At 41.9% G+C, this 23,102-nt stretch carries 23 protein-coding genes; 18 read left to right on the top strand and 5 right to left on the bottom strand.

Going from position 1 to position 23,102, the window contains the following annotated elements:
* Window positions 1–41 precede the first annotated feature (41 nt).
* The 9 genes from KO511_RS11580 to flhB are packed head-to-tail and all read left to right on the top strand — an operon-like array spanning window position 42 to window position 7,497.
* Complete coding sequence (locus KO511_RS11580; RefSeq protein ID WP_215987584.1) at window positions 42–1,973, top strand: flagellar hook-length control protein FliK; 1,932 nt, start codon at window positions 42–44, stop codon at window positions 1,971–1,973.
* A gap of 36 nt (window positions 1,974–2,009) precedes the next feature.
* The gene (gene fliL, locus KO511_RS11575; RefSeq protein ID WP_215987583.1) at window positions 2,010–2,507 is read left to right on the top strand and encodes a flagellar basal body-associated protein FliL; all 498 of its coding nucleotides are present in this window, start codon (window positions 2,010–2,012) and stop codon (window positions 2,505–2,507) included.
* A gap of 7 nt (window positions 2,508–2,514) precedes the next feature.
* Window positions 2,515–3,567, top strand: a complete 1,053-nt coding sequence (gene fliM, locus KO511_RS11570) for a flagellar motor switch protein FliM (protein WP_215987582.1) — start codon at window positions 2,515–2,517, stop codon at window positions 3,565–3,567.
* A gap of 17 nt (window positions 3,568–3,584) precedes the next feature.
* Complete coding sequence (gene fliN, locus KO511_RS11565; RefSeq protein ID WP_215987581.1) at window positions 3,585–3,995, top strand: flagellar motor switch protein FliN; 411 nt, start codon at window positions 3,585–3,587, stop codon at window positions 3,993–3,995.
* A 3-nt stretch (window positions 3,996–3,998) separates the two neighbouring features.
* Window positions 3,999–4,409 carry a flagellar biosynthetic protein FliO gene (fliO, locus tag KO511_RS11560; RefSeq protein ID WP_215987580.1) on the top strand — a complete coding sequence of 137 codons (411 nt, stop codon included), beginning with the start codon at window positions 3,999–4,001 and terminating at the stop codon, window positions 4,407–4,409.
* Window positions 4,406–5,281 (top strand): flagellar type III secretion system pore protein FliP, encoded by an 876-nt coding sequence (gene fliP / locus KO511_RS11555; RefSeq protein WP_215987579.1) that lies wholly within the window; start codon window positions 4,406–4,408, stop codon window positions 5,279–5,281. Before fliO ends, fliP begins: the two co-directional genes overlap by 4 nt.
* Before the next feature lie 12 nt (window positions 5,282–5,293).
* Window positions 5,294–5,563, top strand: coding sequence for a flagellar biosynthesis protein FliQ (gene fliQ, locus KO511_RS11550; RefSeq protein WP_215987578.1), 270 nt, complete (start codon window positions 5,294–5,296; stop codon window positions 5,561–5,563).
* A gap of 11 nt (window positions 5,564–5,574) precedes the next feature.
* On the top strand, window positions 5,575–6,357 hold the full coding sequence (fliR, locus tag KO511_RS11545) for a flagellar biosynthetic protein FliR (RefSeq protein ID WP_125321045.1): 783 nt from the start codon (window positions 5,575–5,577) through the stop codon (window positions 6,355–6,357).
* 9 nt (window positions 6,358–6,366) lie between these two features.
* Window positions 6,367–7,497, top strand: a complete 1,131-nt coding sequence (gene flhB / locus KO511_RS11540; protein ID WP_215987577.1) for a flagellar biosynthesis protein FlhB — start codon at window positions 6,367–6,369, stop codon at window positions 7,495–7,497.
* Window positions 7,498–7,512: 15 nt separating this feature from the next.
* Here the strand turns inward: flhB and smrB are convergent, their stop codons facing one another.
* Window positions 7,513–8,043 carry an endonuclease SmrB gene (smrB, locus tag KO511_RS11535; RefSeq protein ID WP_215987576.1) on the bottom strand — a complete coding sequence of 177 codons (531 nt, stop codon included), beginning with the start codon at window positions 8,041–8,043 and terminating at the stop codon, window positions 7,513–7,515.
* A 62-nt stretch (window positions 8,044–8,105) separates the two neighbouring features.
* Here smrB and prmB point away from each other — a divergent pair, with 62 nt between their 5' ends.
* Window positions 8,106–9,038: a 50S ribosomal protein L3 N(5)-glutamine methyltransferase gene (prmB, locus tag KO511_RS11530; RefSeq protein WP_215987575.1), complete on the top strand. Its 933-nt coding sequence runs from the start codon at window positions 8,106–8,108 to the stop codon at window positions 9,036–9,038.
* 175 nt (window positions 9,039–9,213) lie between these two features.
* The gene (gene aroC / locus KO511_RS11525; RefSeq protein ID WP_215987574.1) at window positions 9,214–10,299 is read left to right on the top strand and encodes a chorismate synthase; all 1,086 of its coding nucleotides are present in this window, start codon (window positions 9,214–9,216) and stop codon (window positions 10,297–10,299) included.
* A gap of 46 nt (window positions 10,300–10,345) precedes the next feature.
* On the opposite strand, the gene KO511_RS11520 is transcribed toward aroC, so the two are convergent.
* Window positions 10,346–10,969 (bottom strand): trimeric intracellular cation channel family protein, encoded by a 624-nt coding sequence (locus KO511_RS11520; RefSeq protein ID WP_215987573.1) that lies wholly within the window; start codon window positions 10,967–10,969, stop codon window positions 10,346–10,348.
* Window positions 10,970–11,183: 214 nt separating this feature from the next.
* Here KO511_RS11520 and KO511_RS11515 point away from each other — a divergent pair, with 214 nt between their 5' ends.
* Entirely contained in the window at window positions 11,184–11,714 is a 531-nt protein-coding gene (locus KO511_RS11515; protein ID WP_215987572.1) for an elongation factor P hydroxylase, read from the top strand.
* Between the two features lie 57 nt (window positions 11,715–11,771).
* Here the strand turns inward: KO511_RS11515 and KO511_RS11510 are convergent, their stop codons facing one another.
* Both KO511_RS11510 and KO511_RS11505 read right to left on the bottom strand, forming a co-directional pair.
* Window positions 11,772–12,236, bottom strand: coding sequence for a hypothetical protein (locus KO511_RS11510; RefSeq protein ID WP_252724338.1), 465 nt, complete (start codon window positions 12,234–12,236; stop codon window positions 11,772–11,774).
* Window positions 12,237–12,246: 10 nt separating this feature from the next.
* Entirely contained in the window at window positions 12,247–14,367 is a 2,121-nt protein-coding gene (locus KO511_RS11505) for an LruC domain-containing protein (RefSeq protein ID WP_436840223.1), read from the bottom strand.
* Window positions 14,368–14,541: 174 nt separating this feature from the next.
* Between KO511_RS11505 and KO511_RS11500 the strand changes: the two genes are divergently transcribed.
* Together KO511_RS11500 and KO511_RS11495 are read left to right on the top strand one after the other, a co-directional pair.
* A complete protein-coding gene (locus tag KO511_RS11500) occupies window positions 14,542–14,805 on the top strand; it encodes a YfcL family protein (RefSeq protein WP_215987570.1) in 264 nt (87 codons plus the stop codon).
* Between the two features lie 136 nt (window positions 14,806–14,941).
* Window positions 14,942–15,466, top strand: coding sequence for an NADPH-dependent FMN reductase (locus KO511_RS11495; RefSeq protein ID WP_215987569.1), 525 nt, complete (start codon window positions 14,942–14,944; stop codon window positions 15,464–15,466).
* A gap of 99 nt (window positions 15,467–15,565) precedes the next feature.
* Here KO511_RS11495 and mnmC read toward each other — a convergent pair whose 3' ends face one another.
* Entirely contained in the window at window positions 15,566–17,584 is a 2,019-nt protein-coding gene (gene mnmC / locus KO511_RS11490) for a bifunctional tRNA (5-methylaminomethyl-2-thiouridine)(34)-methyltransferase MnmD/FAD-dependent 5-carboxymethylaminomethyl-2-thiouridine(34) oxidoreductase MnmC (RefSeq protein WP_215987568.1), read from the bottom strand.
* Window positions 17,585–17,712: 128 nt separating this feature from the next.
* On the opposite strand from mnmC, the gene fabB reads away from it, so the two are divergent.
* From fabB to KO511_RS11470, 4 genes are all read left to right on the top strand, one after another.
* Complete coding sequence (gene fabB / locus KO511_RS11485; RefSeq protein ID WP_215987567.1) at window positions 17,713–18,924, top strand: beta-ketoacyl-ACP synthase I; 1,212 nt, start codon at window positions 17,713–17,715, stop codon at window positions 18,922–18,924.
* Between the two features lie 176 nt (window positions 18,925–19,100).
* Complete coding sequence (locus KO511_RS11480; RefSeq protein ID WP_215987566.1) at window positions 19,101–20,231, top strand: 4-phosphoerythronate dehydrogenase; 1,131 nt, start codon at window positions 19,101–19,103, stop codon at window positions 20,229–20,231.
* Window positions 20,231–21,244: an aspartate-semialdehyde dehydrogenase gene (locus KO511_RS11475; protein WP_215987565.1), complete on the top strand. Its 1,014-nt coding sequence runs from the start codon at window positions 20,231–20,233 to the stop codon at window positions 21,242–21,244. Before KO511_RS11480 ends, KO511_RS11475 begins: the two co-directional genes overlap by 1 nt.
* 226 nt (window positions 21,245–21,470) lie before the next feature.
* Window positions 21,471–23,102 (top strand): FimV/HubP family polar landmark protein (locus tag KO511_RS11470; RefSeq protein WP_289847785.1); only part of this gene is annotated, 1,632 nt, incomplete at its 3' end.

The following is a 23,102-nucleotide window of genomic DNA, read 5'->3' as shown; positions in this document are numbered from 1 at the left end:
AGCTGTGGCTGTTCTCTCAATTATATGTGAGTGCTCTGTTTATGAATGTAAATCTTAACCCAGTTTCAGATTCTTCTAAAGCGACGACGACTACTTCTCAGCCTAAAAATACTGAACAATCAGAAGGCTTTTTTTCTAAGTTGGCTGCATTTATTAAAGGTGAAGCTAGTGAGAAAACGTCCACAGACAAGGTAGCCACTGAATCATCTACAGAAGGTGAAGAAAGCACTAAAGTCATATTAGAACAACAGGTTAAACCCGAAGGAGAGCTTGGTGATGAGGAGCTTACTACTTTGGATAATAGTAGTAAGGCTGCGACTGAGTTAAAGGGTGAAGACATTAAAATTGATGCTGCAGTTTCTCCGGTAGCTAGTGGTAAAGTGTTGGCTGAAGACGTTATTATGGATGTACCTGATGAGGCTGAAAAGATAGTGTCTGAGAACGGTGAGCTCCTTGGACGGCTTAATGAAGCTAACAAAACATTGCTGCCAAAAGACGGCAATGGGTTGCCACCAATGATTGACAAAATCCAACCCCTTTCTAATGATATGGTGGAAACCACTCATTCAAGACTTAATGCAGACGCCGTACACCAGTCGATTGCGGAAAGTGATCTCGTTACTGCAGGAGGGAGTGATTTAGCCAATATCAAACGGGTTTTGCCTCAACAGGGAGTTTCAGAGCGACAGAGTATAGTTATCCCAGAAACGGCTCAACAATTTATTGAGTCTGAAGATCTGGTAAGCGACTTGCCATTAAAGCCAGGGATTAACCATCATATTCCTCCAGCCACTAATAGATCAATTAACGACAATATAGTCGGACCAAACAAAGTGGAACTCGCCATTAATACCGATATTGAGAGCCTCAAAATTCAGCTCAAGGCGCAGGGAATAACAGATGAAGAATTGGAGCAGATGGTTGAAGCTGTTAAATATAAGGCCATGTTAGAAAATGCTCCAATGCCTATTACTCCCGTTGCAAAAGCAGTCAATACTGAGTTACGGAAATTGTCTCCAACTCAACAGAAAAATACCATTAATGAAATGACGGTTAATTCTCAGGTTAATTCAAGTGACTCTATTGATTCACTGGCCGTAACTTCAGCCTCTGTCATTCCATGGTCTACACCGATTGATGAAATGACCGCCGATGAAATACCACTAAAAGTCGAATCGAAACATAAGGCGCAACAACATCATTTGGCCCAGACTGTTCCTCAAGCTTTGAATCAGTCAGCCATCAGCCATCAGCAAACGGTACAGAGCGTGGCTAATATCCCTTTTATAAATGACTTTCCTGTAAATTCATTACAACATGTTGCACCCGCTCCCGTTGTTAGTGAACAAGCCATGTTGAAAGCCGCTATTGGAGCCAAAGCAGCGGGTTCAATTGGTAAGTTAGCAAATACTGCTTCAAAGCAGGGAACCAGTCAAAATCAAGAAATTGGTTTAGCTCAACAATTATCCCAAGCTGCTGGGCAACAGAGCGTTAACACACAAACTCAAGCTCGTGTTGACCAAGCTTCAGCCCAGGCACCTATGCCATTAAATAGAGAAGCGGCAGGAGAGCAGGTTGCAGAGCGTGTCCAGATGATGATGTCGAAAAACCTCAAGAGTGTTGATATTCGCCTCGATCCCCCTGAACTAGGTCGACTCCAAATTCGTTTAAATATGGGAGGTGATGGTGCGGCGGTACATTTTACAGTAGCAAATCAACAAGCTCGAGATGTAATAGAACAATCCATGCCTCGTTTACGTGAAATGTTGTCTCAACAAGGAGTGCAGTTGGGAGATTCTTCTGTTCAGCAACAATCTTCCGGCCAACAACAAAACCGTTATGCTGGAAATGGGCCTGATAATGGTCAGGGTAACGGTAATCAACCTTTTTCTGGTGACGAAAACCTTGAACCAGACGTCAATCTTGATTTGAATGTCATAACAAAGCGTGATGGAATCAGTTATTACGCTTAAACTATAGAAAAGTAAGAAAAATAGAGAATCACAAATATGGCCGACGAAGAAATTGAAACAGAAGCACCCAAAGGTAAAGGCAAGCTGTTAGTTATCATCATCGCTGTTGTTGTATTGCTAGTCGGGGGAGGGGGAGCTGCATTTTTTTTGATGGGTTCAGATGAATCAGAAGATGCAGAGCAAGTAGTCCAGCAAGAGGTTGAGGTCTCCTCAGAGCCTGTCTCTTATGTCAATATTGCCCAGCCATTTCTTTTTAATGTTACGGGAGATACCAAAGAACGATTGGTACAAATAAAAGTCCAGTTGATGGTGCGAGGTTTTGAAAATGAAAATTTGGCACGTTATCACTCTCCGTTAATAGAAAGTTCACTACTGGGTACATTTGCTTCCGCTACTGTTGAGCAGCTTAGAAATGTTAATGGACGAGTAGATTTGCGAGAAAAAGCAACAAACGATATCAAAGCAAGTTTAAACCGTGCAGTAGGTGAGCCGGTAATTGAGCGTGTGTTATTTACTGATTTTGTAATACAGTAGGTGAATAGTGACTGATCTATTAAGTCAAGATGAGATTGATGCACTTCTCCATGGTGTTGATGACGTCGATGATGGTGGTGATGGTGGTGGTGGTGAAAAAGGCGGATCGTCAGTAGATTTCGATTTTTCATCACAAGACCGTATTGTTCGTGGTCGAATGCCAACATTGGAGCTGATTAATGAGCGTTTTGCCCGTCATATGCGGATTAGCTTGTTTAATATGCTTCGAAAAGCAGCCGAGGTATCAATAAACGGTGTGCAAATGATGAAGTTTGGTGAGTATCAGAACACACTTTACGTACCAACGAGTTTAAATATGGTACGTTTTAGACCACTAAAAGGTACTGCACTTGTTACCATGGAAGCTCGGTTGGTGTTCATATTGGTGGAAAACTTTTTTGGTGGTGACGGTCGTTATCATGCTCGAATTGAAGGTCGTGAGTTTACTCCTACAGAACGCCGAATTGTCCAGTTGTTGCTCAAAATCGTTTTTGAAGATTATAAAGAAGCTTGGTCTCCTGTTATGGGAGTAGAGTTTGAGTACCTCGACTCGGAAGTTAACCCGAGTATGGCCAATATAGTAAGCCCGACAGAGGTGATTGTTGTCAGCTCATTTCATATCGAAGTTGATGGAGGTGGAGGTGATTTTCATGTGGTAATGCCATATTCAATGGTCGAGCCGATTCGAGAACTTCTCGATGCGGGTGTTCAATCTGACAAGATGGAAACAGATGTTCGTTGGAGCAGTGCTTTACGTGATGAAATTATGGATGTTCCGGTTAACTTTAGAGTCAATTTGCTTGAGCAAGATATTTCACTTAGGGATCTGATGGAGATTCAGCCAGGTGATGTTATTCCGGTAACAATGCCTGAGAATGCAACTATGTTTGTCGAAGAGCTACCTACGTATAGAGTTAAAATGGGGCGCTCAGGTGAAATGCTTGCAGTACAAGTGTACGAAAAAATCAAACGCCCTGATGTCGTGAAAACCGATATTGCATTTTTGGGCAAGGACGTCATCTCCGAACTAGAAGAAGATGATGGTGAAATAGAAGATTAGTAAATAGGTAATTAGGTATGGAACCGACTGAAGATCAAAAATTGGCTGATGAATGGGCTGCAGCTTTGGGCGAAGATCCAGATGCACCTGAGGTGGATGTAGATGAGGTTATGTCTGCACAGCTTGATGAGCTTCAAGACACTGCATCACCTATCTCAGATGATGAGCGCCGCAAGCTAGATTCGATTCTAGACATACCCGTTACCATTTCTATGGAAGTCGGGCGATCAAAGATCAGTATTCGAAATCTACTGCAACTTAACCAAGGCTCAGTTGTTGAGCTTGAGCGCCTAGCTGGTGAATCTCTAGATGTTTTGGTTAATGGGACTTTGATCGCGCATGGTGAGGTCGTGGTTGTTAATGACAAGTTTGGTATTCGTTTGACTGATGTCATTAGCCAAACTGAACGAATCAAGAAATTAAGGTAAGGTATGATAAGTCTTTTGAACAGATTCAGTTGTTTGACTCTGTTAGTTATCTCACCTGCTGCTTTGGCTGAAGGGGCAGCTAGTGAGCAATTAGACTGGGTCACAACCTTTGGCTCTTTGTTATTTGTTGTGGCGTTTATCTTGTTTCTTGCATGGCTATTAAAGCGTATGCGAGTACCCTCTATGATCAACCAAGGTGGATTAAGTATTGTCCGTCAGCTTCCTGTTGGGACTCGTGAGAGAGTGGTGATTGTTCAAGCTGGTGAAGAACAGTTTTTAGTTGGAGTGACTTCACAGTCAGTGCAGCTCATTTCTAAGTTAGACACTCCCTTGAATCAAGATGAGCTTAATAAATCTGCGCTGGCCAGTTCCCCTTTTGCGACTCAACTAACCCAGATATTGAAGAAAAAATGATAAACACTAGCAGGTTGCTATCACTCGTACTGGCCTTTTTTTTGACAATGTTTTCAACGTTGTCTTTATCTGAAGAATCGCTCTCAACACCTATACCCAACAACGCAGCTCCGTCACAGGGTGTAACGGTATCTGCCATGGAGAAAGAGCAAGGAGCTGCGAGAACAATTGCATCGGGTAGTTTTTCTGGAGGAGGTGGAGGTATTCCCGCTTTTACCATGACAACTAACCCAGACGGTAGTGAAGATTATACGATTAACCTGCAGATTTTGGCGTTAATGACCATGCTAGGTTTTCTACCTGCTATGGTTATTTTGATGACTTCATTCACTCGGATTGTTGTTGTCATGTCGATTCTTCGTCAAGCTATGGGCTTACAGCAAACCCCCTCTAACCAAGTGATTATAGGCATAGCTATCTTCCTAACTTTTTTTATCATGTCACCTGTTCTTGACAAGATCAACAAAGATGCCATTCAGCCATACATCAATGAGAAGATAACAGCACGCAAAGCGTTTGACCTAGCTCAAATCCCGATGAAAGACTTTATGCTCAAGCAAACTCGCGTCAAAGACTTAGAAACCTTTGTCAATATAGCTGGGTCAAATGTTAGAAGACCGGAAGATGTGTCTATGGCTGTTTTAATTCCTGCTTTTATTACCTCAGAGCTTAAAACTGCTTTCCAGATAGGCTTTATGTTATTTCTACCTTTTTTAGTCATAGATTTAGTTGTGGCTTCAGTACTAATGGCTATGGGTATGATGATGCTATCTCCTATGATTGTTTCTTTACCCTTCAAATTAATGCTATTTGTACTCGTTGATGGGTGGAATCTGATTTTATCTACACTGGCTGGCAGCTTTGCCTTGTAGAAGGAGAAAAGCATGACACCTGAAGTATTTGTTGAGCTATTTAGAGATGCTTTATGGATGGTGCTGATTATGGTATGCGCCATTATTATCCCCAGCTTACTGATTGGATTAATCGTCGCTATTTTTCAGGCGGCGACATCAATCAATGAACAGACATTAAGTTTTTTGCCTCGTTTAGTGGTGACATTATTGGCTATGATGGTATTTGCTCATTGGATGACTCAGATGTTAATGGAATACTTTTTCTCAATAGTTGAACGACTGCCACAGGTTCTTTACTAAGGTGGGTGAGAGTGGAGTATCCAACTAACTTAGTATTGGATTGGATTGCGAATTATTTTTGGCCTTATACCAGAATCGCAGCCATGTTGATGGTGATGTCTGTCACTGGTGCTCGTTTTGTCTCAAATCGTGTTCGTCTTTATTTAGGCTTAGCAATAACGTTTGCTGTAATGCCTGCTGTCCCTACTGTACCTGATAATATTGAGCTGCTTTCCTTACAAGGGTTTATGACCGTACTTGAGCAGATCATTATTGGAGTTGCTATGGGCACGATTACGCAGTTTATGATCCAAACCTTTGTTATTCTCGGCCAAATTCTCGGTATGCAGTCGAGTTTAGGTTTTGCTTCTATGGTGGATCCTGCGAATGGCCAAAACACGCCATTACTTGGTCAATTATTTATGTTTTTAGCGACGATGTTTTTCCTTGCCACGGATGGACATCTTAAAATGATCATGTTGGTGGTGATGAGCTTTAAGTCATTACCTATTGGAAGTGGTTCGCTCAATACTGTCGACTTCAGAGAGCTTGCACTCTGGCTTGGCACTATGTTTCAAGTTGCATTGAGTATGTCTCTATCGGGCATTATTGCTTTGTTGACGATTAACCTTTCTTTTGGTGTGATGACCAGGGCTGCTCCCCAGTTGAATATCTTCTCGCTTGGTTTTGCATTCGCTCTTATTGTTGGTTTGCTACTGTGTTGGTATATCATATCAGGTCTGTATAGCCACTATGAGCTATTCTGGTTACAAGGTGAACAGCAAGTCTGTCGTTTTATTCGCTTGGATTGCTAGGAGGTTAAGATGGCAGAATCAGACGGTCAGGAACGTACCGAAGAGGCTACGCCCAAGCGATTGCAGCAAGCGCGTGAAAAAGGCCAAGTAGCCCGCTCAAAAGAATTAGCATCGGTTTCTGTGTTGGTTATTGGTGCAGTTGCTTTGATGTGGTTTGGGGAGTGGCTTTCACGCTCTCTTTTTACTTTGATGGAAAGATTATTCAATCTTTCTCGTGAAGAGATTTTCGATCTCGCAAAACTTTTCGATATTGCTTTTGGTGCTATGGGTGAACTGCTCTGGCCGTTGATCATCATTCTTTTAGTCCTGTTTATCGCGGCTTTAGCTGGTGCCGCTGGGATCGGGGGAATTAGTTTCTCAGTTGAAGCAGCTATGCCTAAGTGGTCAAAAATGAACCCTTTAAGTGGTTTTAAACGTATGTTAGGGCTGCAAAGTTGGGTCGAACTAATTAAATCTATTTTGAAAGTTATCTTGGTCTCTGGTGCGGCTTTTTATTTGATTAATGCGGCTCAAGAAGATTTGTTCCAGCTCAGTTTAGATGTTTACCCACAGAATATTTTCCATGCTTTGGATATCTTACTCAACTTTGTACTTTTGATTAGTTGTTCATTGCTAATAGTTGTGGCAATCGATATTCCATTTCAAATCTGGCAGCATGCGAATCAACTTAAAATGACTAAACAGGAAATCAAGGACGAATATAAAGAAACTGAAGGTAAGCCAGAAGTCAAAGGTCGTATTCGAATGTTGCAAAGGGAAGCAGCGCAGCGTCGTATGATGGCAGAAGTACCACAAGCTGATGTTATTGTAACAAACCCTGAGCATTTTTCTGTTGCATTGAGATATAAACAAGATTTAGATAAAGCCCCAGTTGTTGTGGCCAAAGGCAGCGATCATATGGCTTTAAAAATCCGTGAGATTGCCCGAGAACATGATATTTATGTGATACCAGCGCCTCCGTTAGCTCGAGCTCTATATTATTCTACTGAATTAGAGCAAGCGATTCCTGATGGCTTATTTACTGCTGTTGCTCAAGTACTAGCTTACGTATTTCAGTTAAAACAATTTCGCAAACGTGGTGGTCAGCGGCCAAACTTTAAAGCCTCCGATTTACCTATTCCACCACAATATAGAAAATAGCATTCACTGGTAGACTTATTTGTCTGGAACAGATAACAATACTAGCAAGGCTCCATTACCACCAAACTCCAATGGCGCTTGATGGAATGCCATAACGTCTGGGTGTTGAGCTAGCCATAAAGGCGTTTTTTGTTTGAGAATATGCTTGCCTATACCATGTTGAATACAGGCGCAACTGACTTCATTCTTAATACAAAAAGCGATCATTGCCCCCAATTCACGCTTTGCTTCGCTTTGAGTCATGCCGTGCATATCTAGAAAAACATCTGGAACATAAACACCACGCCGAAGTCGTTTAACTTCATACTGAGAAACATCATCACGAGCGTAACGAGTAGGGCCTTCTTCATTGAGCAATGGAACAAACTCGTCAGAAAAATAAAACTCAGTATCACTTGCTTCACGGGCTTGGCGAGTTATTTCTTTTTGCTTAGTGTTTTTTTTTGTTTGCTGGACTATGGTATCCTGACGTAACTTTTTAACGCCTTGTACTGCATCCTTAAAAAGGGCGAAATCGTCATTAATTTCGGTGTCTTTTTTACTCATTTGGTTATAGATACTTAAATAAAATGCTATTGGCAGTATTGTAGCGCTTTTCGGAGGCAATTTTGGATAAGATTTTTGTAGAAGAGGCGGTGTCTGAGTTACACACGCTTCAGGATATGATTCGCTGGACAGTGAGCCGCTTCAACGCTGCTAACCTTTTTTATGGACATGGCACCGATAACGCATGGGATGAAGCCTTGCAGCTTATTCTCCCTACATTGTATTTACCTATCGATGTTCCTCCGCATGCTTTGAATTCTCGACTCACTAGCAGTGAACGTTTACGTGTTGTTGAAAGAGTCGTAAAACGTATTAATGAACGGACTCCAACTGCTTATTTAACCAATCGAGCTTGGTTTTGTGGTTTAGACTTTTTTGTCGATGAAAGGGTTCTTATTCCTCGCTCACCAATTGGCGAGTTGATTCAAGCTGAGTTTCAGCCTTGGCTAATTGAAGAGCCCACTCGGATAATGGATCTTTGTACAGGTAGTGGATGTATTGCTATCGCTTGTGCCTATGCTTTTCCTGAAGCTGAAGTGGATGCTATCGATATTTCTTCAGATGCTTTGCAAGTCGCGGAACGAAATGTACAGGACCACGGCATGGAGCAACAGGTATTCCCAATCCGCTCGGACTTATTTAGAGATCTTACCAAAGAAAACTATGATTTAATCGTCTCTAACCCTCCTTATGTGGATGAGGAGGATATGAATTGTTTGCCTGACGAATTTACTCATGAGCCTGAACTTGGTTTAGCTGCTGGTACAGATGGTTTGAAGTTAGTGCGCCGCATTATTGCTAATGCACCGGATTACCTTACTGAAAAAGGAATTCTGATATGTGAAGTTGGTAATTCAATGGTGCATATGACGGATCAATACTCTCATATTCCATTTACCTGGATTGAATTTGAGAATGGTGGCCATGGTGTGTTTATGTTAACTCGGGAGCAACTACTTGAACATGCTGCCGAATTTTCCATTTACAAAGACTAACAATAGTCAGTCGTATCAATGAAAAGCGCCAAGCTAAATACAGCTTGGCGCTTTTGTATTGTTAAAAGCAAAATAGATCTGTTTAGGGGTTTACATCAATCTCTAATAAAGCGACTATGAAATCATTAACACTTATAGCGTAAGTTATTATTTACAGTTTGAGGTAGATGAAGCAATGGCAGGAAACAGTATCGGACAACATTTCCGTGTAACCACATTTGGAGAAAGTCACGGTATCGCGTTAGGTTGTATTATTGATGGATGCCCACCGGGACTAGATATTACGGAAGCAGATATTCAGATCGATCTTGACCGTCGTCGCCCTGGCACCTCCCGCTATACCACTCAACGCCGAGAGGCTGATGAGGTGAAAATTTTGTCTGGTGTATTTGAAGGTAAAACGACAGGTACATCAATCGGTTTACTGATTGAAAATACCGATCAACGCTCGAAAGATTACTCTGAGATTAAAGATAAGTTTCGTCCTGGACACGCAGACTATACTTATTACCAGAAGTACGGTATCAGAGATTATCGTGGAGGCGGTCGTTCCTCTGCACGAGAGACTGCAATGAGAGTTGCCGCTGGCGCTGTAGCAAAAAAATACCTTAAACAAGAATTTGGTATCGAAATACGAGCCTACCTTGCTCAGATGGGTGATGTTTCGATTGATTCGATTGATTGGGATGAAATTGAAAATAACGCTTTTTTCTGTCCAGACGCCAATAAAGTTGAAGCATTTGATCAATTAATTCGAGATCTCAAAAAACAAGGAGATTCTATTGGTGCGAAACTGCAAGTTGTCGCTACGAATGTACCTGTTGGATTAGGTGAACCTGTTTTTGACCGTTTAGATGCAGATATAGCACATGCCTTAATGAGTATTAATGCGGTTAAAGGTGTTGAAATTGGCGATGGCTTCGATGTTGTAAGCCAAAAAGGTAGTCAGCACCGAGATACTCTATCTCCTGATGGTTTTGGTAGTAATCATTCTGGGGGTGTCTTGGGTGGTATTTCTACAGGACAAGATATTGTCGCGAATATTGCCCTTAAGCCGACATCAAGCATTACAGTGCCAGGTGATACGATTACTAAGCAAGGAGAACCCACTCAGCTTATAACTAAAGGCCGACACGATCCATGTGTGGGGATACGTGCTGTGCCTATTGCTGAAGCTATGCTGGCAATCGTTGTTATGGATCATTTGCTTCGTCATCGTGGACAGAATCATGGGGTCAATACTGATACCCCAGAAATTTAACTAAAAACGGCTCCTTGAAGGGGCCGTTTTTAGTTTCTAAATACATTTAGTGAAGAGAGTTTTCACCTTCAAGGTGAAATGAAGGTAAGCGCCATTTGAAACGAACTGCGGCCATTCGTATCAGGTAACCGATCACTAATGTAGATATAGTTGCGGTGACATCATGCACTCCAAATTCAAGGAGGCTCAGATAAAGACCGGAGGATATAATCGCAACTGATGCATACAGTTCTCCGTGCAATACTAAGGGAGTCTGACGACAGATCAAATCACGTAATAGCCCCCCAAATACACCAGTGACCAGCGCGGATACTAGACATATTAATGCGTGGAGACCCATGCCCATAGCAACTTTAGTCCCTATAATACTGAATACTATTAATCCCAAGGCATCCAAACGTATGAATAATCCTTTGAATTTGATAATCCATCTGGCTAAGCCAGTTGTGACGATGCCAGCCACGCAAGTAATCGCGAGAAAATGAGGGTTTTCGACCCAGCCAAGTGGGTAATGTCCCAATAAAATGTCACGTACTGTCCCGCCACCAATAGCTGTTGCGCTGGCAACTAGCATAACGCCAAACCAGTCCATTTTTCGGCGACCAGCGCTTAATGCGCCAGTCATGGCCTCAGCCGTGATGCCAATGATATACAAAATACTTAATAACATTGTTTCACCTTATGTGACGAGTGAGAGGTAAATTGACTACTCTGAAAATAATCAATAGGATTTTAGTTTGAAATGTGATCTATGACGAATGATATTTTCTCACGATAAAATAGCATTTAGCATAAGTATTTCTAATGCAAATGAGGTAGATGTTGCAACTGAAAGCTAAAATGAGACAATATCTAGAATAGTATTTATAACAACGTCTGCTCTAATGAACCATCAATACCAAGATTTAATCAATATATTTAATGATACATTTCTACTTAAATACAACACTCGGTTAGAGTTGGGACTCGATGAGCCCGTTTACCTTCCTGCTGATGAGAGTAACCCTAACCATCGAATTCTTTTTTCTCGAGGATTTTATGCGTCAGCTCTGCATGAAATTTCTCATTGGTGTGTTGCTGGGCCCAAACGACGCCTTTTGGAAGATTTTGGCTATTGGTATGAGCCTGATGGCCGCACTGAAGCCTCTCAGACGGAATTTGAAAAAGTGGAAATACGTCCACAAGCGTATGAATGGATATTGTCTGTGAGTGCTGGTTTTCCATTTATAGTGAGCTGTGACAACCTTAACGGTGATTTTGAACCCGATAGATTGGCCTTTATGCGGAAAGTACACGAAGAGGTTGGTGGTATACTCGCTAATGGTTTGCCTTTGCGTATTCGTATGCTCTCCCATGCTCTCAGATGTTTTTATCATCAACCAGATATAGTTTATTCAATGTTTGAAGTAAAATAAAACCGAGCCATATATTATGGCTCGATTGTGTAGTTGTACCTAGTGTTCTTGAGATAATTACTGAATCAGCCAGGTAGTTTCGGCTTGGTTATTGTGGTTTAGTGTATAAACTAAAGGGTTTGTGTTGGGCTCCATTATGCTCACGACAGCGATCAATGATTCACAATGGTTAGGAACACGAAGTTGGTAGCTCCCAGTTCCAGACTGCAATGAAGCTTTAAGTAAACAGTTATCATAATTGATCGACTCGATGCCTCCGCCCGCATTATCGCAAACCGATATAAATACTTGAGAAGCTGCTAGATGTGGAAGAGAAACATCAATGTCAACATCATAAACAGACTCTAAATTATTGCCATAAGCAACTTGGACATCTTCTAATCTGGTTGAATTGGCTACTACCGCCGATGGAGAGCTAGCTGCACCACTACCGCCTTCACCACCACCGCCTCCTCCACAGCCAGAGATGGATATTAACATTGCAAACCCAAGCAAAAATTTTGTGTATAAGTTATGCATCATCCTTTCTCCTCTAATCTATGAAAATTTTGTCATTTTGGAAGCTTTCATACCAAGTTGGTTCTGTACGCCCACTGGCATCTTGAGCGTAATCGTCAAACTTATTATATGCTTCGAGAATGTTGACCTGTTCGTAAGGGTGCTGCCAAGAGGTTGGGATTTCAATTGCCCAAGGAAGCCCATTTTCATTATGATAGTGGGTATCACCACTTGATGCATCTACGCCGTATGACTTGTACCGAGTATCGAATTTACTAGTGGGTGATTGATTTTTGAGGTGTATCTCTAGACCTCTTCCAGGGTAGCCACCAGATACTTCATAACCAATTTGACTATAATAGTGTTCAGATGCGGCAAAGATGAACGGGTCATAGGGGAAGTTTGGCATAAGCGACGTATTAACTGCGTTGCTGAAAGAGAAAGTAAGGATCCAGCTCGGTCGGTATGATGTACCGCAGTTTTCTTGAGTTCTAAACATGGTACACGTTTCTGCTTCCCCCGCTTCCACAATATCTTTAAGGTCATCTTGAATTATAAAAACTGCATCAATCGTATCTGTTTCGAGAACTGTACTTGATTGCAGTTGATTGTTGACATAGAGCTGTACTGAGTCAGATTTTATGTCTTCTTTGACAACGTCAGGTAGGCGTATCGCAAAACCTGAATGGCTATCTCCACCAAGAGCGGCAAGTTTACCTTCGATTTTCATTCTAATTACCTGACCGTTAAGCTGGTATTCAGTGTATTTGACGTTCATCAGAACATCATTCATATCATAGTCACCACTCTTAGGGTATTGGTCTTCATATGCGAATGATGTGTATCCCCCTCCGCTTGGATAAAGCTCAGTGACGACACCGCTTTCAGTAATATCTACTTGGTAATCTTCTACTTCACCAGCGGGGACACCGCCTGTTGGGCCAATGCCTGAAGTGTCTGATATACGGAATCGAGCCCAAGTATCCCCTGCGACAGCCCAGGTTGGAACCGAGAAGAAGATGTCACTGGTTATATCAGCCATTGATTGATCAGCGATGATTTTCTCGCTTGATTCAAATACACCATCACGGTCAAAGTCAATCCAAGCATTCAGCACTGAGTTATCACTGGTCCCAGATGCTGAGGCTATGACTTTACTGGTTTGACCAACTTGAATAGGAACTGGGAACTGGATGCCATCATCATCATCTACACCATCTGAAGAGTCATCACTAAGTGGGTATGGGCTTCCATCTGTTTCGCCATCGATGACAGAGCCTAATTTCAGATCTGACATACCGTGGCGAGCACCTGATTCAGCGAAAGTTGTTTGATAGGTGTCAGGAGCATCGCCAAAGTCTGTAAATTGAGTCGGCTCAACGGGTGCTAGGGCACAGCGAGCGCCGTCATTGGAGCTACTTGAAGGGCCATAAGCGAAGAATTCAGCAGAAGAATTGGTGCCATTAATATCCACTTTAAATACGTAACCATTACTGTTGTTACTCGCATAAAAATTTCCATCAACGTCAAAGTAGACTGCGCCGAACGTTAGTTTATATCCGAGCGCGTTTTTATCGAGTAATTGATTTAACATTGTTGTTGTACCAGCATTGACATTGATTTCCCAAAGGTAACCGTTGGCGTCAATAGAATAAGCTAGCGCATTGTCTGGATGGAAGGCTAAATCAAAAATCGCGGGGTTGCCGAATCTGTTTGGAGGTGAGGAAAGTTCCATAACTAAGGTGTCTAAGTCAATTCGATATAAGCCATAATTTGGTCTGTATCCATACCAAGAATTTTCATCCAATGATACGTCACCAACATAGATAGAACTTGGGGTTCCAGAAGGTTTAGTAACGTCCAATAGTGTTTTAGTAAAGGTTGAATCAATGCGAGATAAAGAAGCCGTGCCATAATCCCAGCCGTAAATGAAATCATCATGTTTGCTGTATCCGACCCCATTTAATTTTGATGCCCCAAGGTTAGAATCTAATGTGATGTAGCTACCCACATCAATACTTACACCATAAGACACTGGAGTTCCCGATGGATTTTGAAATAAAAAGGCTTGTGTTGGGCATGAGGTAAAAGGTGTTTCTGCAGCTAAATCCATACTGTGACTAGCTGCAATGACAAGTAGGGGAATGTGCAGCATCAAAGGCTTTATTCTCATTGGGAACTCCTCGCTAAACTGACTCAATATCCTCTAATAAGCACACTGCGTGCCAAAATGTGAGACCTTGAAATTGCAAGGGTTTGCGTTGAAATTCTCAATGTGAGAAGCTTGTCATTCTTTTTGAGAAGCAAACTGATTAGGCATTAGTGCAATATGATTATTGAATTTGAAGAGCAGCTACTAGAACTGATTGACGTACGCATTTCTACGGCGTCTGATGACGAGTTATTTGCTGGGGGCTATTTACGTGGTCATATATCCTTGTCAGCGGCTACATGTGAAGAAGAGGGTATTAATGATGTGGAGGAGCTGAAACGGCGTGTACAAGCAAGTTTGGATGAAGCTCGCTCTGAATTAACACCCGCAGATCGGACAATTGTCAGCGATCTTTGGGTCGAGTTGGTTAATCATTCTTAAGACATCGCCATTTAAATAGTCGTTTGTCATTTGTTCGAAATTTTTGAATGTTCTGTTGTGCTTTTTATACTTGTTGGATCTGAAGGCTGTCGATATTCTTTATCTCACATAGTGAAATACAACGAGGTACTTGGTTATGAAAATTGTCGCTTTTGGAGCATCGACCAGCTCGACATCAATTAATGAGACACTAGCGATCTACGCTGCAAATATGATCGAAGGTGCGCATGTTACTGTACTAAACCTTAATGATTATGATGTTCCGTTGTTTAGTGAAGATAAGGAAAAAGAAATCGGTCAGGCGGATAGGGCGAAGGCATTTCTTTTAGATATTGCTCAAGCTGATGCACTGGTTATTTCTTTTGCGGAGCATAATGGTTCTTATACCGCGGCCTATAAAAACCTATTTGATTGGGCGACACGTATTGAGCGCAATGTTTTTGCTAATAAACCAGCTGTATACCTTTCTACTTCTCCAGGTCCAGGTGGTGCTGCGAGCGTATTGGCGGCAGCTACTGGGTCAGCCCCTTATTTTGGCGCGCAAGTAAAAGCATCTCTATCTATTCCCAGCTTCTACGATAATTTTGACCTAGGGCTGAAAAAGCTGACTAATCCTTCATTGAATGAAGAATTAAAATCTGCGGTTTTGAAACTCAGTTGAAATTAGAAATACTCTTATATTCATTTATTGATATTGACTTTAGTTGGGACTCATAAAGAGTAGAGTCCCACACATAATGTACATATATTAGTAAAATGCTCACCCATCGTTGATTGGTTTGCCTTTTCTGAGTTTTCTTACCCACATTCGACTTGGGTGCAATTCTTCTAACACATCAATTGGCAAAGGAAGAGGATCGCCACAAATCTGCGATGCGAGTGTTTCCGCTAATAGAGGAGAAGAGGTCAACCCACGAGAGCCTAGCCCAAGCATGCAAAAGAGGTTGGTATGATGCGGAACATCCTCAACGTTTATTGCTTTAGTCTTTACTAAATCGCGATAAACAAGTTTTGTTTTCTCTAGATCGCCGACGTTTCCTATGAAGGGTAGATGGTCTCTGCTGACACAACGAATACCCTGGCGCGATAGGTTTTCTGAGGTATCAACTTGTTGAGGCCAACTTTGGTTCACAACACATTTTCGTAACTTGTTAGCATTATCCTGCTGTGCAATAGGGTCAAAGATATTGTCGAGATTTTCTCTATCATAGCTAGCACCAATGCAGTGATGGCCGTTGTTTAGATTGACTGGAGTTAAATAGCCATCATAACAAAGAACGTTTTTTAATCGACTTAAATCATTTGTTGTGGGTACATGGCTGATTTGGCCTTTAACTTGGCCGAGAGGAATGGACTGAGTTTGCTTGAGTTCACCGAATAGGTGCCCATTAGCAACTACAACAGTTTCATGAACGAATGTTTGCTCATTACTTTTTATAGTCCAGCTAAATTTATCCTCATTTATGGCAATATCATTTATTTTTGTATTGAAGTGAGCTGTAAACATTGGATGCTGTAATAATTCTTCAATCAGCCCTTGTGTAAGCTGTGCAGGGCATAACCAGCCACCTTGTGGGTAGTGAACGCTATCAACTTCGACAGGTAATCCAACGTTTTCATCTGTTTGTTTGGAATTGCGATATTGTACGAGATCAGGAGTGAAATTGGCACTGAGCATTCGCTCTAGCTTAGCTCGTGATTTTTCGTTCCACATTAATTGAGTGACACCGCACCAGCTATGATCAAAAGATACAGATTGTGCAACTTGTTCTATGAATTGACGAGCAAATAGAAAGGCTGGTGCGAATACTCTTGAAACACCTGTGTGTGAGCCATTAAGTAAAGGGTATAAAGCACCTTGGCGATTACCAGATGCGCCTTGAGCTGGTTTTGAATCCTGGCAATATAAAGTGACCTTTTGTCCTCTACGAACGAGTGTCTTTGCCAGTGTTGCACTGGCAATTCCTCCGCCAATAATTGCAATGGATTGGGAAGAGTGACTTTGGCTACGATGAAACCAAGGCTTATAGTTCGTGTATGGTTTTTTATGTACCATATAACCAGCTATCATATCTCGCTTAGTGCCAAAGCCTTTAACTTTTTTCATTGTAAATCCAGCTTCTATTAGCCCTCGCCTAACAAAGCCGGCAGCGGTGAAAGTGGCACATGTGCAGTCTCGTTTGGCGAGTTTCGCCATGTTATCAAATAGTGTCTGACTCCACATATCGGGGTTTTTGCTTGGTGCAAAACCGTCTAAGAACCACGCATCAATCATTCCGTTTTTATTGACGGGGACTTTAGGCATGCAATCTTTTATATCGCCAAACCATAGGTCAAGCGTAATCGCACCATCTGCAAGAATAATACGGTGGCATTCTGGAACAGCTATGGGATAATGCTGGTGTAGTTGTCGAGCATATTGCTCTAGTTCTGGCCAAGCTGTATGCGCTTTGATCAAGTCTTCTTGGCTAAGAGGGTATTTCTCAAAACTCACAAAATGCAGCTCTTTTAGTGGCGCATTTGGGTTTTGACTTCTAAATTGTTCAAACCATTGCCAAACGGCAAGGAAGTTCAAACCTGTACCAAAGCCTGTTTCTCCTATGACAAAACGGCGCTGGTCATAATCTTGCCATCTTTGGAGTAGATTATTTTGTTGGAGGAAAACGTAGCGTGTCTCTTCAAGACCATTAACGTTGGAGAAATATACATCATCGAACTGGTCTGACACTGGAGTACCTACAGCGTTCCAGCCCAATTGAGCATTGGTAATTGAGGTCATAATGTGTGAATTTTTGTGATGATTACAATAAACTTATATCGATTGTACGGTTTTCAGGGAAAGCTGACCACTTTTCATGAACAACTTAGTTATTATCTAGCTGATTTTTGAATTATAGGAATGTCATAATGAAACGAGTCGTAATCACCGGTATGGGTATTGTTTCAAGTATCGGTAACAACGTCGAAGAAGTTTTAGTGTCTCTTAAAGCGGGTAAATCTGGTATTACTGCCTCTGAGCAGTTCAAAGAACAAGGTCTACGCTCACAAGTCTGGGGTGATTTAAAAATTAACCCAGCAGAGTCTATCGACCGTAAACAGATGCGCTTTATGGGTGATGCGGCTGCATATGCATACCTATCGATGCAGCAAGCAATTCAAGATGCAGGCTTAACTGATGAGCAGGTGTCTAATGACCGAACGGGGATCGTTGCAGGTTCTGGAGGTGCTTCTGCCTTGAATCAAGCTTTGGCCGTTGACACTATGAGAGCAAAAGGTGTTAAACGAGTCGGTCCATACATGGTACCACGGACCATGTCATCTACTGTTTCGGCTTGTCTTGCAACACCATTTAAGATTCGTGGCGTTAACTATTCTATGAGCTCTGCGTGTGCAACTTCTGCGCATTGTATCGGGCATGCGATGGAACTTATCCAACTTGGTAAACAAGATATTGTATTTGCGGGTGGTGGTGAAGAGCTAGATTGGTCACAAACTATGATGTTTGATGCTATGGGTGCACTATCAACTAAATATAACGAAACTCCAGAAAAAGCATCACGCACTTATGATGCTGATCGAGATGGTTTTATTATTTCTGGCGGTGGCGGTATGCTTGTTGTTGAAGAGTTGGAACATGCTTTGGCTCGAGGTGCGAAAATCTATGGCGAGATCGTGGGCTATGGTGCGACTTCTGATGGCTATGACATGGTTGCTCCTTCAGGTGAAGGTGCTGTTCGTTGTATGAAAATGGCTATGCAAGATGTAGATGGCGTGGATTATGTCAATACCCATGGTACTTCTACGCCTGTGGGCGATGTTAAGGAACTTGGAGCTATCCAAGAGCTATTTGGCAATGATAGCCCTGCTATATCCGCAACTAAAGCGATGACAGGTCATGCTTTGGGTGCTGCTGGTGTCCATGAAGCTATCTACTCAACTTTAATGCTGGATAACAACTTTATCGCACCGAGTATTAATATTGAAAGTTTAGATGACGCTGCGCAAGGCCTAGATATAGTAACAGATATGCGCGAAGCCGAGTTGACAACCGTAATGTCAAACAGCTTTGGTTTCGGCGGAACAAACGCGACTCTAGTGATTAAAAAATATCAAGCGTAATACTGAGGTTGTGAAAGACCTTTAGATATACTGATTTTTGCTACTGTGCCCAGCTTATGTTGGGCATTTTCTTTGTTACCTTGGTTAGTTTTTCTTTTTGAAATTTAGCTAATACTCGACAGGCACAATGCTTTTTTGCACAATCGTGTCATTTTTAAAAATAATTTTGTTAACCTATGAAAATACTAATAGATGAAAATATGCCTTATGCTGAGCAGCTGTTCAGTCAAATAGGGGAAGTTATTTTAAAGCCGGGTCGCACATTAATAGCAGATGACCTAGTTGATATTGATGCACTAATGATTCGCTCCGTGACGAGAGTCAATGAAACTCTATTAGCTAAAGCGAATAAACTTCGATTTGTTGGTACCGCAACAGCCGGTATGGATCATATTGATAAGGTTCTACTAAAAGAAAAAGGTATTTTCTTTACCGCTGCACCGGGGTGTAACAAGGTGGGTGTTGCTGAATATGTTGTTAGCGTAATTATGGTGCTAGCGCAGCAGTATGGTTTCTCTATTTTTGACAAAACGGTTGGCATTATTGGAGCTGGTCAAGTTGGTAGTTATTTGCAGCAGTGTCTAGAAGGCATTGGGATTAAAGTGATTATAAATGATCCTCCTAAAGAAGGTGCTGGTGATTCTCGTACATTTACTTCTTTTAACCTGCTACTTGAACAAGCTGATATCATTAGTATCCATACTCCAATTGTTCATGATGGTGAATATCCTACTCACCACCTCTTCGATCAAGATGTTTTGGACAAGTTACGAGGAGATCAAATTTTAATCAATGCTGCTAGGGGACCTGTGATCGACAATACTGCTCTGAAAACTCGCTTATACAAGCAAGATGGCTTTATTGCGGCCCTTGATGTGTTTGAATTTGAGCCGGAGGTTGATATGGACCTTCTGCCTCTGCTAGCATTTGCGACTCCTCATATTGCAGGGTATGGCCTTGAAGGTAAGGCCCGTGGTACAACAATGATTTTTAATCGTTATTGTGAGTACTTGAATAATAATTTATGTGCGCATGAAAATGAGTTGTTACCTAAAGCGCCTGTATCAGAATTAATACTGGAGAGGGCGTGGGATGAAACAACGTTGCATAACTTGACGCAGCTTATCTACGATGTACGCAAAGATGACTCCTTGTTTCGGCGTGAGATTGGCAATAATGGCGCTTTTGATAGGATGCGTAAAAACTATTGGGATCGTAGAGAATATAGTGCACTGACGCTACGAGGCAATAAAGAAACAAATCTTCGGCCACTAGCAAAATTAGGTTTTCAAATTGAGGTAAGTTAATGAGTCAACAATATAATGTTGCCGTTTTAGGCGCTACTGGTGCGGTAGGTGAAACTATTTTGGAAGTTCTTCAGGAACGAAAGTTTCCTGTTGGTGATATTTTCCTTTTGGCAAGTGAGCGTAGCGAAGGGAAAACGTACCGCTTTAATGGAAAGACGGTAAAAGTGGAAAATGTTGATAGTTTTGACTGGTCTCAGGTTCATATCGGTTTGTTTTCCGCTGGTGGTGAGCTTTCTGCTAAGTGGGCTCCAATTGCAGCGGATGAGGGGGTCATTGTTATTGATAATACCTCTAACTTTCGATATGACTATGATATTCCACTAGTTATACCTGAAGTTAACCCTGAAGCTATTGCTGAGTTCCGTAATCGTAATATTATCGCGAATCCCAATTGTTCGACAATTCAAATGCTCGTAGCCTTAAAGCCAATTCATGATGCGGTTGGTATAGATCGTATCAACGTTGCGACGTATCAGTCAGTTTCAGGAGCGGGCAAGCCGGGTGTTGATGAGCTTGCAGGTCAAACGGCAACATTGCTTAACGGGCTACCTGCAGAAAATGAGCAATTTTCGCAGCAAATTGCTTTTAACTGCCTTCCTCAAATAGATTCATTTATGGACAATGGTTATTCCAAAGAGGAAATGAAAATGGTGTGGGAGACGCAGAAGATTTTTAATGATTCGTCTATCATGATTAATCCGACTTGTGTACGTGTACCAGTGTTTTACGGTCATGCTGAAGCTGTCCACATTGAAACTCGCGCTCCAATAGATGCTCAGGATGTCATAAATCTACTTGAACACACTGAAGGGGTGGAAGTTTTTCATGGTGAGGACTTTCCCACACAGGTTCGCGATGCTGGCGGTAAAGACCACGTGATGGTTGGACGTATTCGTAATGATATTAGTCACCACAGCGGTATCAATTTATGGGTGGTAGCAGACAATGTTCGTAAAGGGGCAGCCACTAACGCTGTGCAGATCGCCGAAGTGCTGGTTCGTGATTACTATTAATAGAGTAGATTTCATTTCGCTCGGTTAATCAGATTAATTTCACTAGCAAAGCCTGACGTTTACGTGAGGCTTTTTTAATCGAATTTACAAAATTAGCTAGATATTGATGCGAATATGGCGCTAGCAACACATTTTTTATCTATGCGCCTATAGTTTTAGCGTGTTTATCCGATATATTTAACAGATCATTACAGTAAAATTTATAGAGCACATAGCTGAGCCTTCTATGCTTCGAATTTTTAAGTGTCTATTGCTACCAGTTGCATTGGTGGCCGTGACTCAGACATCGATTGTTGGTGCAGAGAGTATTCGTTTAACGGGACCGACTGGTGAGTTGCAAGCTTCACCTCGTTATTCTGACTCTGCGCCTCAACAAAGGCGTAATATTAATGAGCCTTCGCGTTTTTACGGGCCTACCTCCTCGCAGGAAACTCTTTGGTCTATTGCGAGTCGTTTACGTCCTTCAGCTAGTGTTACTGTCCAGCAAACGTTGCTAGCCGTTTATCAATTGAATCCACAAGCTTTTGCTAATCAAAACATCCATGAATTGATACCAGGCAGCACGCTTCGAATACCGTCACTTGCTCAGGCTCAAAGCGTCTCTACTCAAGGAGCGGTCAACATAATGGCCGCACACCAAGCGCGTTTATCTGGCAATAGTGCTCCAGTTGCTAGTCGCTCACAGCCTCAAGAGGCCCGAGTAGTTCCAAGTGAGATGATTCCAAATGAACAGATTCAAGAGACAAGTCAAAAGCCAATGGCTGCTGAAGACTCTGTAAAACCTAATAGTAGTTTGGAAAAAATTGTCCAAAAAGAACATAAACATCAAGTGAGTTCACTAGAAAAACAACTTGAAAATTCTGAAGGTGATTTACTTGCTCTAGAAGAAAAAAATCATAAGTTAAGACTCATGTTGGCTGACGTTCAGTCTGAAGTTGATGTACTCAAGGATGAACTTGGTGATGAGTCTCGTATTCGTAGTGAAGTTGAAAAGCTTATAGAAGCTGAACGTGAGAGGTTAGCAGAGGAACAAAGGCTAAAACCTTCTGCATTGGATGATTTACTTTCAAGTACAGCCTTCGTTGCTGTAATGGCTATAATACCCGGCTTGTTGATTGGCCTGGTGGTCATGATGTTACTTGGCCGCCGTAAGAATGAAACGACAGAGCAACAGCCAGTCACTACTGAACAGGCCCCTGAGTCAGTGACCCAAGCTACACCAGTAGCTCCCCCACCTATAGATGAAAATGTTGAGGATGAACTCTTATTAGATGACGATTTATTTGGTGAATCTTCTGATGATGACCAGCTTTTTTCGGATGAGATCGAAGATGAAAGCTCAGATGAAGAAGATGTATTTGCTGATCTTGAAGAAAATGATCTCGATTTTAATCTCGACGGTGAAGACGGTGAAGATCCATTTGCCGGTATTGGTGATGACGGTGAGTTAGACGAATCTCTAGCAGACTTGGATGAAAAACCTGATGACGAAGCTCTAGATGAGGTTGTTGGAGACGGCAATGAATTTAATTTATCTGATGATACCGATGATATATCTCAGAATGAATTGGATTCATTGTTAGCTGATGATGGTGAATCAGAAGACTTAGGGACCGATGAATTAGATCAATCTTTGTTAGATGATTTATTTAATGAGAGTGATTCTGGAGATGACTTAGATTTTGATTCTCTACTCGATGAATCTGATGATGAGGAAAGCAGTGATGTCGAATTACCCGGTGAAATAGACCTGCTAGATGAAGCTTTGGTTGAAGATTCTGTAGATGTCTCGGACGAGAGTACAGATTTACTGGATGAACTGATTGATGAAAGCAGTGATGTCGAATTGCCCGGTGAG

Source organism: Vibrio hepatarius (assembly GCF_018860525.1).
GTDB lineage: Bacteria > Pseudomonadota > Gammaproteobacteria > Enterobacterales > Vibrionaceae > Vibrio > Vibrio hepatarius_B.
This window is presented reverse-complemented; position numbering and strand designations above follow the sequence as displayed.